Source organism: Cupriavidus sp. 05L310, from assembly GCF_056398185.1.
This window is the reverse complement of the sequence record NZ_JBFTOX010000010.1, coordinates 119,584-131,760: the sequence shown is the minus strand read 5'-3', so window position 1 is coordinate 131,760 and position 12,177 is coordinate 119,584. Positions and strand designations below refer to the sequence as shown.

Annotated in this window: 16 protein-coding genes; 1 reads left to right on the top strand and 15 read right to left on the bottom strand. The window is 68.2% G+C overall.

All coding sequences use genetic code 11. From position 1 onward, the window contains the following. Positions 1-40: 40 nt before the first annotated feature. From AC1DS6_RS09630 to AC1DS6_RS09560, 15 genes are all read right to left on the bottom strand, one after another. Entirely contained in the window at positions 41-541 is a 501-nt protein-coding gene (locus tag AC1DS6_RS09630; RefSeq protein ID WP_441632929.1) for a TlpA family protein disulfide reductase, read from the bottom strand. A gap of 24 nt (positions 542-565) precedes the next feature. Continuing rightward, positions 566-1,249, bottom strand: a complete 684-nt coding sequence (soxX, locus tag AC1DS6_RS09625) for a sulfur oxidation c-type cytochrome SoxX (protein ID WP_441632927.1) — start codon at positions 1,247-1,249, stop codon at positions 566-568. A gap of 16 nt (positions 1,250-1,265) precedes the next feature. Continuing rightward, positions 1,266-2,090 (bottom strand): sulfur oxidation c-type cytochrome SoxA, encoded by an 825-nt coding sequence (gene soxA / locus AC1DS6_RS09620; RefSeq protein ID WP_441632925.1) that lies wholly within the window; start codon positions 2,088-2,090, stop codon positions 1,266-1,268. 124 nt (positions 2,091-2,214) lie between these two features. Continuing rightward, positions 2,215-2,670: a DsrE family protein gene (locus AC1DS6_RS09615; RefSeq protein WP_441632923.1), complete on the bottom strand. Its 456-nt coding sequence runs from the start codon at positions 2,668-2,670 to the stop codon at positions 2,215-2,217. A 120-nt stretch (positions 2,671-2,790) separates the two neighbouring features. Then, positions 2,791-3,102, bottom strand: coding sequence for a thiosulfate oxidation carrier complex protein SoxZ (soxZ, locus tag AC1DS6_RS09610; protein ID WP_441632921.1), 312 nt, complete (start codon positions 3,100-3,102; stop codon positions 2,791-2,793). A 63-nt stretch (positions 3,103-3,165) separates the two neighbouring features. Continuing rightward, positions 3,166-3,621, bottom strand: a complete 456-nt coding sequence (gene soxY, locus AC1DS6_RS09605; RefSeq protein ID WP_035873240.1) for a thiosulfate oxidation carrier protein SoxY — start codon at positions 3,619-3,621, stop codon at positions 3,166-3,168. 167 nt (positions 3,622-3,788) lie between these two features. Next, the gene (locus AC1DS6_RS09600) at positions 3,789-4,118 is read right to left on the bottom strand and encodes a c-type cytochrome (RefSeq protein WP_035873236.1); all 330 of its coding nucleotides are present in this window, start codon (positions 4,116-4,118) and stop codon (positions 3,789-3,791) included. A 127-nt stretch (positions 4,119-4,245) separates the two neighbouring features. Next, positions 4,246-5,286: a c-type cytochrome gene (locus AC1DS6_RS09595; protein ID WP_477102472.1), complete on the bottom strand. Its 1,041-nt coding sequence runs from the start codon at positions 5,284-5,286 to the stop codon at positions 4,246-4,248. Beyond that, the gene (gene soxC, locus AC1DS6_RS09590) at positions 5,270-6,631 is read right to left on the bottom strand and encodes a sulfite dehydrogenase (protein ID WP_441637628.1); all 1,362 of its coding nucleotides are present in this window, start codon (positions 6,629-6,631) and stop codon (positions 5,270-5,272) included. Before soxC ends, AC1DS6_RS09595 begins: the two co-directional genes overlap by 17 nt. Positions 6,632-6,777: 146 nt before the next feature. Continuing rightward, positions 6,778-7,185, bottom strand: a complete 408-nt coding sequence (locus AC1DS6_RS09585) for an ArsR/SmtB family transcription factor (protein WP_035873232.1) — start codon at positions 7,183-7,185, stop codon at positions 6,778-6,780. Positions 7,186-7,297: 112 nt separating this feature from the next. After that, on the bottom strand, positions 7,298-8,566 hold the full coding sequence (locus AC1DS6_RS09580) for an FCSD flavin-binding domain-containing protein (RefSeq protein WP_441637626.1): 1,269 nt from the start codon (positions 8,564-8,566) through the stop codon (positions 7,298-7,300). 36 nt (positions 8,567-8,602) lie between these two features. After that, positions 8,603-8,929, bottom strand: coding sequence for a c-type cytochrome (locus tag AC1DS6_RS09575; protein WP_477102471.1), 327 nt, complete (start codon positions 8,927-8,929; stop codon positions 8,603-8,605). A 261-nt stretch (positions 8,930-9,190) separates the two neighbouring features. After that, entirely contained in the window at positions 9,191-10,015 is an 825-nt protein-coding gene (locus AC1DS6_RS09570; RefSeq protein ID WP_441637343.1) for a BON domain-containing protein, read from the bottom strand. A gap of 96 nt (positions 10,016-10,111) precedes the next feature. Beyond that, positions 10,112-10,699 (bottom strand): phosphoheptose isomerase, encoded by a 588-nt coding sequence (locus AC1DS6_RS09565; RefSeq protein ID WP_035873219.1) that lies wholly within the window; start codon positions 10,697-10,699, stop codon positions 10,112-10,114. Positions 10,700-10,797: 98 nt separating this feature from the next. Beyond that, on the bottom strand, positions 10,798-11,166 hold the full coding sequence (locus tag AC1DS6_RS09560) for a YraN family protein (protein WP_441637341.1): 369 nt from the start codon (positions 11,164-11,166) through the stop codon (positions 10,798-10,800). A gap of 39 nt (positions 11,167-11,205) precedes the next feature. On the opposite strand from AC1DS6_RS09560, the gene rsmI reads away from it, so the two are divergent. Then, the gene (gene rsmI / locus AC1DS6_RS09555) at positions 11,206-12,141 is read left to right on the top strand and encodes a 16S rRNA (cytidine(1402)-2'-O)-methyltransferase (protein ID WP_441637339.1); all 936 of its coding nucleotides are present in this window, start codon (positions 11,206-11,208) and stop codon (positions 12,139-12,141) included. Positions 12,142-12,177 lie beyond the last annotated feature (36 nt).

Here is a 12,177-nt window from a genome sequence, read left to right as displayed (position 1 = left end):
ATCGGGCAGCGGTGACCCGGCGTCTCGTGGCCGAATGCGGCTACTTCGGCGTTGGCCTGGCGTACTTCGCCAGTGCCGCGACTTCTTCTTCCAGCATCTCGCCGACCTCCTTCTGCACGACCTTGCCATCGGCGTCGATCACGTACAGCTCGGGCAGGCCCTTGCGCTTGCCGAGCGCGGCGCGCAGCGCGGGCGTGTCCATGGTGGCGGGGAAGGTGTAGCCGCGCTTCGCCATGTAGGCGGCGGCTTCCGTCGGATCACGGTCGATGGTTACCGCCAGCACCCCCAGTCCGCCGCGCGCGCCGCCGGTACTGTCGTAGAGCTTCTGCAGGCGCGGGTTCTGCAGCGCGCAGAAGGGGCACCACGATGCCCAGATCTCCAGCACCAGTGGTTTGCCGGCCAGTTGGGCGGCAGTCATGGTGCGGCCGTCGAGCAGTTGCACCGCAGGCAGGCGCACGGTGTCGCCCACCTCCAGTGCCGCGGCCGCACCGCTCCAGGCGAGCACCGCGAGCAGCAGCGTCCGTCGGAAGTTGATGGCCATACCGCCGGTCGCCATCGCGGTGCCTTACTGGTTGACCGGCGAGGCCGGGTCCAGCAGCAACGCCATCACGTCGCGGATCTGCTGCTCGGTGAGGATGCCCTTGTGGCCGAAGCGCGGCATGTTGGAGCAGGCCGCAAAGGCGCTGGAATCCCAGATCTTGCCCCAGGTGTACTTGAGCACCGCTTCCGAATCGCCGCGCAGCTTGCCGTACTGGTACAGCGACGGACCGATATTGCCGAAGGAGATCTCGGCCTTGGTCATCTGGTGGCAGGCGTAGCAGTTCGCGCCGTTGACGCCGCCGACGGCGTCGGAGAACTGCATGCCGCGGCCGTTCTGGGCGGTCTTCTCGCCTTCCTTCCAGTCGCCCAGCCACTGCTTGTCGGCAGGGTACTTGATCTGCTTGAACTCGGCGGCTTCGATTTTCCTGGCCACCGCCGCCGGCACCTTGGAGCGGTCCGGGTAGTCGCTGCACGCCTTCTGCATGGCGTCGCGATCGAGCACGCCTTCGACCGTGGCGGGACCCTTGGACGTGAAGGAGCTTTCGATCAGCGTCTTCATGTCGGCGCCGCTGACGGCGGCGGCCTTGGCAGGCTTCGCGGCCCTGGCCGGCTTGGCGCTGTCCTCCGCGTGAGCCATGCCCACGCAGGCCAGCAGGGCAAACGTGACCGCGGCGAGCTTGCCTTGTGTGTATCTACGCGCTTGTTTCATCTGTGCTCTCCCTTGCTCAGCGCTTCATGGCCGGACCGTCATACGTGCCGCCGTTGGCATTCCTGGCGAGGAACAGGCTCAGCGCCGTGATCACGTCGGAACCATAGGCGGGCTCGGGAAAGCGCTGCTGGCGCAGGCAATCGTAGAGGCGGTGCTGCATCGAACGCACCTCGCCCTGCGAGACGCGGTAGGCCGGCCACGTGGTGTAGGCAGCCTGGGCGCCTTGCCGGGTCAGCAGGTTGGGCAGCTCTTGCAGGCGGATGCGCTGGCCATCGACGGCGTGGCAGGTGGCGCAGGCGAAGTCGTAGGCGCCGCCGCGGTAGAAGAACATCTTCTGGCCCAGGGCATATACGCGCTTCTCTTCGGGATGGGCCAGTTGCACGTTCATCTTCACGCCGCGCGACTCGCCGGTCAGGAAGGCCACCAGGCGCTCGATGTCGGACGGCTTGCCGGTGGAGGCGAAGGGGTTCTTCAGCGCTTCTTCCTGGGTCAGGCCCTGCAGCGTCACGCGGCAATAGGCCAGGCGTTGCTCCAGGTCCATCACGCGGTTGGTGTCCTTGAAGTAGCGCGGCAGTTCGGCGTAAGCGCCCTTGGTCACGCCGGGGCCCTTGCCCAGGTCGCATTGTTCGAGCGAGGCGTTCTTGGGGCCGCCGGGTTTTTTCCAGAGTTCTTCGCCGGCGGCTTCCCACAGCTCGGCGGGATTGCCCTCGGCGAGCATTTGCCGGTATTTGGCGATTTCCTCGGCGGTGCTGCCCTGGGCGTGCACGGCGGCGGCGGCCAGCGCCACAGTGCCGGCCAGCGCCAGCGCGGCGCCCGTGTGGCGGCGTCTGATCGATTTCATGGGGCTTCTCCTCGGGGCCTCGGAAGCCTGCCGCCATGTGGCGCCAGGCCGTGCGGGCCGGTCTTATTGCTTGTCTTCCCGTAGCGCGGCACCCGGTTTGCGCCGGCTCCCGCGCGGATGCTACTTACGGCTTGATATAGGCATAGCCTTCATCAAACTGCAGCCTGGCCACTTCGACCACGCCCGCCTGTACGACCTTGGCTTCCATCAGCAGGCTGGACTCGGGGATCTTGCGCGCCGTCAGCGTGTTGCGGCAGACGCGGAACTCGACGCCGGAACTGGCCAGCGCGCCGACCGCCGCCTCGAACGTATTGCCGCGTGCGTCACGCGCGCCTTCCACGATGAAATCCACGCCATAGCCGAAGGCCACCACCACAATCCTGGTGTCTGGCGCTGCGTTCAGGTGGTTGCGCAGGTTGGCCATGGCGCGCACCGCCTGGTCCGTGCCTTCGGACAACTGGTAGACCACTTTGACGCGCCCGCCCTTGCCGGCGGCCGCCGGTGCCGCTTGCGCCGCCGCCTTGGCCGACAAGCCGATCGCGGCCAGGGCCGCCGTTGCTCGAATGAATGCTCGCCGCATGATTCCTATCCTTCCGGTCGCTCCCCTGCGCGCAACATGCGCCAGCCCGGGTCCGACATTCGACCTGAACCATAGCAGAGGATGCGGCCGCCCGCTCGGCCAGGCCCGTACCTGCTCCGATCAGGAAATGGTGGCTTCGTCGGTCCGCTTGTCGCCGCGGTTGTCGATCCAGGTCACCGTGACCTTGTCGCCCTTGGCGCCGCCCTTGAACTTGAAGTTCAGGAAGGGATCCTTGGACACGGCCGGGCCGAACTGGGCCTGGAATACGTCCTTGCCCTTGCACTGCGCCGTCACGCTCTGGATATGCCAGGCCGGAATGGTCTTGCCGCCCGCATCCTTGCGCTGGCCGGTTTCCATGTCGTGTTTCATCAGGATCTTGACGTCGACCACGCCGCCATTCTCGGCGGCACGTACGCGCATCGGGTCTGCCATGTTCTTTCCTCTTTCAGGTAGTGGTGGGGCGGGAAATCCGCGTGGGGGGATGGGAGCGTGGCCTCAGCCGCCGCAACCGCCCAGCGTCACCTTGATTTCCTTGGACGCCACATACCATTTGCCGCCGGCCTTGACGGCGGCGTACACCATCGAGGTCTGGCCCATCTTGACTCGCGTGGAGACGAAGGGCTCGGTGCCGGCGGGGATGGTGAAATCCGCTGCCAGCGTATTGGGATTCTTTTCCACCAGGATCGCGATCTGCTCGGTGCCAGGAATATTGCTGGTCACCGCGACCGGCACCACGGCGCCGTTTTCGGCGATGTCGGGGGCGGTAAAGACAATGGCGGTGCTTTTCTCGGTGCCGCTGCCGCCGAGCGCCTTGATGACGTCCGCCACGCTCTTGCCATCGAAGGCGGTCTTGTTCCACTCCGCCGCCTGCGCTTTGCTGATCAGGCCGGTGGCGGCCATCAGCGCGAGCACGGAAGTGACCCGCAATACGTCTCGTCGTTTTGAATGCATTGTTTCCTCTTCTCCTGCGTTTTCCGTACCGGCCTGGTTTATTGGCCTGCCGCGCCTTCCGGCACGGCAGCGGGCGGTGCATTGCCGCCCTACAGCGAGGGGCGCCACCGGCGCCCCCTGGGTCCCGAAGCCGTAACCCGGTCCGGGCAGGGCATGCCCTGGGCGCCTTACTTGGCCGGGGCGCCTGCCAGCACCCACTCCACGACCGTCTTCAGGTCGGCATCGCTCAAGCCAGCATTGGCGGGCATCGGCACCGGGCCCCAGACGCCTGCGCCGCCGCTCTTGACCTTCTTGGTCAGCGTTGCCAGGGCGTTCTTGTCGCCCTTGTACTTGGCCGCCACATCCTTGTAGGCGGGGCCGACCAGCTTCTTGTCGACCTGGTGGCAGCCCATGCAGGCGTTCTTGTTGGCGATTTCCTGGGCCTTGGCGGCATCGACTGCAGCGTTGGCCGAGGCGGCGCAAGCCAGCATCAGCGTTGCGATGACAAACTGCTTCATGGATATTGCTCCGAACTTTGAAGAGCCGTGGGGACGGCGATAGGCCACTCGCTGCCCGCCATGCCGGATGGCTGGCCGGCGCGGCGGCGCGCTGGCCGCGCCACGGGGCATGGTGGCGGCCAGTCCGCTATTTTGCCTCAAGAATCCACCCCACCACGGTGCGCAGGTCGGAATCGGGAATCTGCGCCTGGGGCGGCATCGGCATGCTGCCCCAGGCGCCCTGTCCGCCCGCCCTGATCTTGTGAGCCAGCGTGTCCCGCACTTCCTGTCCGTTGTACTTGCGCGCGATCTCGGTAAAGCTCGGGCCAACCAGCTTGCGGTCCGTGGCGTGGCAGGCCATGCACTGGTACTGGCTGGCCAGTTTCGCGCCGGCCTTCTCGTCCGGCGCGGCCGCCGCGGGCGCGCTCGCGGCGGTTCCGATCGCCACGCCGCGCGTGGGTCCCACCGTGCGCTGCTGCGCGGCCAGATCGCCGTGGGCATCGCGCGCGTAGGCCGGCATCGCCGACGCCACCTCCACCGTTCCCGCGCAATCCTTCATGCACGCCGTATTACGCGTATCCGGCTGGCCGCGCCCGGGCCACAAGCCATGTTGCAGGGTCATGCCGTTGCGGTTCGGCATGGTCTGCTGCACCACGGCGATGTTGCGCTCCGACAGCGTGAAATCCGCCGGCACGATATCGCCCAGGTTGAGCAGGTAGGCGGTGACCGCGTAGACCTCGTCGGCGGACAGGCTGCGCGGTGCGTTCCAGGGCATCGCGCGGTGGATGTAGTCCCACAGCGTGCTGACGGTGCTGACTTTCATCAGCGTGGTGCGATACGGCTGGTTGCCGGTCAGCGAAGCCACCCGTCCGCGCTTGATGTCCTCGGTGGTGGTGCCGCCGACGATGGGCGAGAAGACCTCGTTGGATTCACCGAAATCGCCATGGCAGGAGGCGCATTTGCCATCCCAGATTTTCTGTCCCTGCGACACCGTGCCGCTGCCCTTGGGCAGGCCCTGGAAATCGGGACGCACATCGATGTCCCATGCCCCGACCTCGGCCGGCGTCGCGGCGCGGCCCAGCGCGGCGCGCGCGGCTTCCGCCGGCGTCGCGGCGATCGACGCCTGCCCGCCCAGCGCCACGGCGGCGGCAAACAGCGCGGCGCGGGCGGCCTTAATCAACGTGGACATTGGAGACCTCGCCGCTGCCGGCCACCTGCCAGCTCTGGATGGCGTTGTTGTGATAGATCGAGCGCGTGCCGCGCACCGCGCGCAGCTGCGCCATGCGGGGCTGCACATAGCCGGTCTCGTCGATGGCGCGGCTTTGCAGGATGGCGGGGGCGCCGTCCCACGCCCAGTCCAGGTTGAAGCGCGTCAGGCATTTGGACAGCACCGGCGTTTCCAGCCGCGCGGTGCGCCAGTTGCGGCCGCCGTCGACGGAAACATCCACTCGCTTCACCCGCCCGCGCCCGGACCACGCCAGGCCGCTGATGTTGTAGAAGCCGGGGCCCACCATCTGCTGACCGCCCGAAGGCGTGGTGATGACGGATTTGCATTCCTGGATCGAGGTGTACTGGCGCAGCATGCCGTCGGGCATCATGTCGACGTAGTGCACGGTCTCGTCCTTGGTGTTCCACGGCTGGTCGCCCAGCTCCAGCCGGCGCAGCCACTTGACCCACGACACGCCCTGCACGCCGGGTACCACCAGCCGCAGCGGATAGCCGTTCTCGGGACGCAGCATCTCGCCGTTCATGCCCCATGCGACGATGATCTCGTCGGCCAGCGCCATCGGGATGGTGCGCGTCATGCCCGATCCGTCGCCGCCTTCGGCAAGCAGGTAGCGCCCGCGCTTGAAGTCGGCACCGGCATCGTCGAGCAGGACCTTGAGCGGCACGCCGGTGAATTCGCAGCAGGACAGCATGCCGTGGGTGTATTGCACCGTGGGCACCGCCACGTTGCCCCACTCCATGCCGGTGTTGGCGCCGCACTCGATGAAGTGCATGCGCGACACCGCCGGCAGGCGCATCAGATCGTCCATGGTGTAGACGCGCGGCGCTTTCACCAGGCCATTGAACATCAGGCGGTGGCGGGCCGGATCGATGTCCTGCCAGCCCTGGTGATGACGCTCGAAATGCAGCCCGTTGGGCGTGATGATGCCGAAGAAGCCTTGCAGCGGCGCGAAGGAAACAGAAGCGGCGGACACACGGGTCAGCCCCGGCGACTCGCGCCGCACCAGGTTTTTCTCGTAGGCGGAGGGCTGGCCGTAGGGGTGCGCGGCAACCGGCTGGCCCAGCGTGGTGGCCCAGGGTTGCGGCGTGAGGATGGCGTCGTCGCCGGCGCTTTGCGCTGCGCGCGTCCTGCCGCCGGCACCGGCGGCCAGCGCGGCCGCGGCGCCCAGGAAGCTCTTGCGCAGGAAGTCGCGGCGCGGGCTGTCCGGCGTGCCCAGGCCATGTTGCGCGATGTCCTGCTGCAACGATGCGCTGATGAAATGCTCCGGCGCACGCACGATGCGCCCGGGGCGGATCTGTTCCGGCACTGCGGTCTCCTCCGGTCCGCTCGTCCGGCGCGCAAGCGCCGTCGGCCAACCTGTTATCGGCCGGCGCCCGCGGATGCGGGCTGCCGCCGTACAACCTGCGTGCGAACGTGAATGCGGTTGCCCTGCGCCCCGGTACGCGCCTGGCCTCAGCGGCTACGGCGGCGCGGCGCCGGTGCGGCCTGCGGCATGAAGCGGTCGACCATGCCCGCGGGCAAGGCGCTGTCTTCCAGCCGGCTGGCCACCTGCACGCAGACCGTGCGGCACAGCTCAATCACGCTCTCGTCCTCGATGGCGTAGAACACGAGGTTGGCTTCCTTGCGGCGCGACAGCACGCCCGCGCGGTACATCGCGGTGAGATGCCGCGAGACATTGGTCTGCGAAGAGCCCACCGTTTCCACCACGGTGCCAACCGGCTTCTCGCCATCGCACAGGGCGTGCAGGATCTTCAGCCTGGTGGGTTCCGCCAGCAGACTGAAATACCCCGACACTTTCTCGAACACGCGATCCATCTCGTCCATGCCGTCCAATATATTCGTATATGCGTGATTGCGCATATAGTGTTTACCCCTTTGCGCCGCGTTTCCGGATGCGGGGCTGACTGCGATCTCGGAGACATATGCAACGCGCACCGTCACCGGTGCGCGCCGTGGTTGTCCTGCCGGGCGTTCAACCGAGCATGTCGGTCCAGATGGCATCCGCCCATGCCTGCGCATAGGTGCCTTCCAGCGCGTTCGGCGCAGCCGACAAGCCGCCCGCGCCCGGCACCGTGACCATGGTCTTCTGCGCTGCATCATAGCGATGCACGCTGGCGATGTGGATCGCTTCGCGCGCGGACGTGAAGCTGTAGCAAGTGTTGTTGTAAAGCGGCTCGGAGTTCGGCGCCTGGCCGGCGAGCAGCGACACGATGGCCGCCGCCGCCACCTTGCCGTGCTGGTTGGCCATATGGCCCGACTTGGGCATCAGCGGCGCGATCTGGATGGCGTCGCCGAGCATGTGAATGTCGGGCACGGCGATCGATTCGAAGGTAAGGAAGTCGACCTCGCACCAGCGGCCGTTGGCGGTAGCCAGCCCGCTTGCCACGGCGATGGCGCCGGCGCGCTGCGGCGGCAGCACATTGAGCACATCGGCGCGCTCGTCGTCCTGCACCTCGAACTTGAGCGTGCGGGTGGCGGGGTCCACGTCGATGGTGTTGTACTGCGGCCGGTACTCGATCATGCCTTTGTAGCGCGTGGCCCAGACCTGCTTGAACAGCGCGCCCTTGGAGGTGACGTCGGGATTGGCGTCGAGGATCAGCACCTTGCTGCGCGGCTTGGCCTGGCTGAAATAGTCCGCGACCAGGCAGGCGCGTTCGTAGGGCCCGGGCGGGCAGCGGTAGGGCGCGAGCGGAATGGTGATGGCGAAGGTGCCGCCATCGGGCATCGCTTCCAGCTGGCGGCGCAAATCCACCGTTTGCGGGCCGGCCTTCCAGGCGTGGAGAATCTGCTCGCCGCCTGGCTGGGCGAGGCCCGGAATCTCGCCAGAGAGCACATCCACGCCGGGCGACAGCACCAGCCGGTCGTAGGGCAGCGTGCCGCCGCCGGCGAGGCGCACCACCCTGCGCGCCGGGTCGATCGCGTTGACATGGTCGCGCACCACGTTCACGCCGTGGCGCTTCGCCAGCGCTTCGTAGGAGAGGGTGATGTCACCGATGCGCTTGCTGCCGGCGAGCACGAGGTTGGACAGCGGGCAGGAGACCAGGCTGGCGTTGGGCTCGACCAGCGTGACCTCAATACCTTGGCCGCTCCATTCGCGCAGGTAACGCGCTGCGGTGGCGCCGCCATAGCCGCCGCCCACCACCACCACCTTTGCCTTGCCGGTAGCGCTGGCCGCTTGCGCGCCGAATGCGCCGAGCGCGGCAGTGCCGGCGAGCGCGCCGAGGAATTCACGTCTTTGCATCTGAGGGTCTCCTTGCCGGGTTGCAAGCCGGCGCGCTTAGCGCACGGCGGCGAACCAGCCCGCGATGGCTTCGATCTGCTGGTCGCTGTAGCCCTTGGCGATCTGCTGCATCACCGTGGCTTCGCGCTTGCCTTGCCTGAAGTCCTGCATCTGCCGGACCAGCTCGGACTTGTCGCGGCCGGCGAGGCCCGGCACCGGGCTCCCCGCGGGCGCGCGGCCCGCGGGGCCGTGGCAGCCGGCGCACGCGGCGGCCCAGTTGCGCGCTTGCAGCGCGGCGGCGTCGGGCGCCTGTGCTTGCGCGCCGCCGGGCAAGGCCAGTAACACCAGCGCCGCCAAGGCGGCAAGTAGGGGGGGCTGGATCATCGTGTTCGCTCCGGGATCGCGCCGCGAGGGCGTGCCTACCCTAACACACCGGGCGCGCGCATGTGATGCGAAAACCTCAGATCGAAGTGCGCCCGGTGATGCCCGGAGAAGGCGGCGAGCGGCGGGGAAGTGGCGCGTGAACCGGCCGCCTGAAACTGCGGCCGCAGCGCGAGGCGCTGTAATGGGTACGCCGCGCGGCAATGCACGCGGCGCACGGCCAGGCTGGCGCGGGAGCCAGGGCTGGCCCGACGCGCCGGCCGTTCAGGGCAGGTTGCGGCCGGGCGGCAATGCCACCGGCGAGGCTACCGGCGACGCGACCGGGGTGGTCGTGGCGCCAGGGGCCGCCTCTGGCGCGGGCGGCGCGGATTGCACCGGTGCGGGCGTGCCGGAAGTGGTATCCGGCGGCGTGGTCCGCCCGGTGGCGGCAGCGTCGAGCCTGCCGCTCTCGGCTTCGGTCACATAGTCGAAGGCCTTTACCACCTTGGTGACGCCGCTGGCATTGCGGGCCACATCGGTGGCGCGTTCGCCTTCGGGCGGCGTGACGATGCCAAGCATGTAGACCACACCCTTCTCCGTGACGATCTTGATCGAGTTCGAGGGCACGCCTTCGGCGGTGATCAGCATGGTCTTGACCTTGCTGGTGATGTAGGTGTCCTCGCTCTGCGTGGCGAACGAGGGCGACGGCACGATTTCGAGCTCGTCGATCACCTCGCGCGCGTTGGGCAGGCCTCGCACATATTTGTCGATCTGCTGCTTGACAGCGGCGTCCTTGGCCTCGCCGGTCAGCAGCACCTTGCGGTTAAAGACCGACACGCTCACGCGCGCCTGGCCGTTGTAGCGCGAACTCAGCGTGCTATCGGCCTCCAGCTGCAGGCCGCGGTCGATGGTCTGGGTGGTGGTTGGCCGGCGGTCGGTGGCCACGGTCACGCCACTGGCCACGCCGGCGGCGATGACCGGGAAGCAACCGGTGAGCTGCGTGGCCGCAACGGTCAGTGCCGCCACCATCGTCGCGGTGCGGGCCAGGCGTGGCAGGGTCCCGGCCGGCCGGGAGGTGCGGGATTCACGCGAGTTGGGCAGAGTCGTCATGCGGTCCTTGCTTGTAGCGGTGAGGCAAAAATGGGCTGTGGTTGCTTCGGGAGCGAAATTCAGGGGCGAGAAAGCGAGGCGCTATCGGCGGCGGGCTCAGCCCTCGCCCAGCAGCGCCTCGTCGATGCCGTCGCACAGGCAATGCAGGGTCAGCAGGTGCACTTCCTGGATACGCGGGGCGCGCTCGCTGGGCACGCACAAGTTGACGTCGAATTCGTCCAGCAGGCCGGCGAGCTCGCCGCCGCCCATGCCGGTCAGGGCCACCACGCTCATGTCGCGCTGCTTGGCAGCCTGCACCGCGGCGAGCACGTTGGCGGCGTTGCCGGAGGTGGAAATCGCGAGCAGCACGTCGCCGGGCTGGCCGAGGGCTTCCACCTGCTTGGAGAACACCAGGCTGAAATCGTAGTCGTTGCCGATGGCGGTAAGGATCGAACTGTCGGTCGTCAGGGCGATCGCGGCCAGGCCGGGGCGCTCGCGCTCGAAGCGGCCGATCAGGTCGGCGGCGAAATGCTGGGCGTCGGAGGCCGAGCCGCCGTTGCCGCAGACCAGGATCTTGTTGCCGCTGGTGAGCGCGCCCACCAGCCGCTCGATCGCCGCGGCGATGTGGGGCGCCATCAGCGGCGCGGCCTGGCGCTTGGTCTCTGCGCTGTCGAAGAAATGCTGCTGGATGCTATCGATATGCATGGCTCGATCGGCCTTCTTGTTTTCAAACGCTTTTCAAATGCGGCACGCGCCGCAAGATATTGCGCATTATGACGCAGGCGCCCGGGCTCCCCCGCGCTTCATGGCGCCGCGCCGGCATCGAAGGCGTCGCGAATCCATTCGAGCCGCCCCGGCTCCAGCGCCACCACATCGAGCCGGCAGCGCGGCGCGGCGCCTGGTTCCGCCTGCGCGGCGAGGTAATGCTCCGCGGCCAGCAGGATGCGCCGCTGCTTGGCCGGTGTGACACTGGCAGCCGCGCCGCCGAAGGCGCGGCTGGCGCGCTGGCGCACTTCCACAAAAACCAGCGTACCGTCGGCCTCGCGCATGATCAGGTCGATCTCGCCGCCTTTGCAGCGATAATTGCGAACCACGAGCGCCAGGCCCTGCCTTTCCAGGTAAGCCAGCGCGCGTCCCTCGGCGCGAGCGCCCCGCGCCTGTGCCGGGGACATCGTGGATTTGAATGATGGATTCAACGGAAGTTCTCAAGCATGACTGACTGGATCTCCCTGGCGGCCGGCCAGTCCTACCCGTCCGGCACCCTGTACGTGGTGGCTACCCCGATCGGCAACCTGGCCGATCTCTCCCTGCGGGCACTGCACGTGCTCGGCCTGGCCGACGCCATCGCCTGCGAGGACACCCGCAATACCGGCCAGCTGCTCACGCGCGTTGGCCTGCACCGCCCGCTGCTGGCGGTGCACGAGCACAACGAACGCGAAGCGGCGGAGCGCATCAACGCGCGGCTGGCCGCTGGCGAGCGCATTGCCTACGTGTCCGACGCCGGCACGCCCGGTATCTCCGATCCGGGCGCGCGGCTGGTGGAAGCGGCGCGCGCGGCCGGCCACGCGGTGGTGCCGCTGCCCGGCCCGAGCGCGGCCGTGGCGGCCTTGTCGGTAGCGGGCGAGATGCTCGACAGCGGCGACGGACGTTTCACCTTTGCCGGCTTCCTGCCGTCCAAGGCGCGCGCGCGCAGCGAGGCCATCGCCGGACTGGCCGCGCTCGATCACGCCTGGGTGGTCTATGAGGCGCCGCACCGCATTGCCGACACGCTGGCGGCGCTGGCCGCCGCGCTGCCGCCGGACAGGCGGCTGCTGATTGGCCGCGAACTGACCAAGCTGTTCGAGGAAATCAAGGTGCTGCCGGTGAGCGAGGCGCCAGCCTGGCTGGCCGCGGATGCATCGCGCGCCAAGGGCGAGTTCGTGCTGGTGGTGGAAGGCGCGTCGGCTAAGGCAGCGGATGCCGGCCAGCCTGACGCCCGCGCACAGCAGGTGCTGGAGCTGCTGCTGGCCGAGTTGCCGGCCAAGCGGGCCGCCAAGCTCGCCGCCGCCATTACCGGCGCTTCCACCGATGCGCTGTACCGGCTGGCGCTGGCCCGGCGGGCGGGGCACGGCGAGGGCGACGGGGATGGCGAGGCGGCTACCGAGTGAATCGTCCGGGTGCCTGATGACCGCATCGGCGCATAA

Excerpts from the sequence above, each read along its gene's own strand:
- AC1DS6_RS09630 (WP_441632929.1), bottom strand. The coding sequence starts at position 541 with ATGGCCATCAACTTCCGACGGACGCTGCTGCTCGCGGTGCTCGCCTGG.
- soxX (WP_441632927.1), bottom strand. The coding sequence starts at position 1,249 with ATGAAACAAGCGCGTAGATACACACAAGGCAAGCTCGCCGCGGTCACG.
- soxA (WP_441632925.1), bottom strand. The coding sequence starts at position 2,090 with ATGAAATCGATCAGACGCCGCCACACGGGCGCCGCGCTGGCGCTGGCC.
- AC1DS6_RS09615 (WP_441632923.1), bottom strand. The coding sequence starts at position 2,670 with ATGCGGCGAGCATTCATTCGAGCAACGGCGGCCCTGGCCGCGATCGGC.
- soxZ (WP_441632921.1), bottom strand. The coding sequence starts at position 3,102 with ATGGCAGACCCGATGCGCGTACGTGCCGCCGAGAATGGCGGCGTGGTC.
- soxY (WP_035873240.1), bottom strand. The coding sequence starts at position 3,621 with ATGCATTCAAAACGACGAGACGTATTGCGGGTCACTTCCGTGCTCGCG.
- AC1DS6_RS09600 (WP_035873236.1), bottom strand. The coding sequence starts at position 4,118 with ATGAAGCAGTTTGTCATCGCAACGCTGATGCTGGCTTGCGCCGCCTCG.
- AC1DS6_RS09595 (WP_477102472.1), bottom strand. The coding sequence starts at position 5,286 with ATGTCCACGTTGATTAAGGCCGCCCGCGCCGCGCTGTTTGCCGCCGCC.
- AC1DS6_RS09585 (WP_035873232.1), bottom strand. The coding sequence starts at position 7,185 with ATGCGCAATCACGCATATACGAATATATTGGACGGCATGGACGAGATG.
- AC1DS6_RS09580 (WP_441637626.1), bottom strand. The coding sequence starts at position 8,566 with ATGCAAAGACGTGAATTCCTCGGCGCGCTCGCCGGCACTGCCGCGCTC.
- AC1DS6_RS09575 (WP_477102471.1), bottom strand. The coding sequence starts at position 8,929 with ATGATCCAGCCCCCCCTACTTGCCGCCTTGGCGGCGCTGGTGTTACTG.
- AC1DS6_RS09570 (WP_441637343.1), bottom strand. The coding sequence starts at position 10,015 with ATGACGACTCTGCCCAACTCGCGTGAATCCCGCACCTCCCGGCCGGCC.
- AC1DS6_RS09565 (WP_035873219.1), bottom strand. The coding sequence starts at position 10,699 with ATGCATATCGATAGCATCCAGCAGCATTTCTTCGACAGCGCAGAGACC.
- AC1DS6_RS09560 (WP_441637341.1), bottom strand. The coding sequence starts at position 11,166 with ATGTCCCCGGCACAGGCGCGGGGCGCTCGCGCCGAGGGACGCGCGCTG.
- rsmI (WP_441637339.1), top strand. The coding sequence starts at position 11,206 with ATGACTGACTGGATCTCCCTGGCGGCCGGCCAGTCCTACCCGTCCGGC.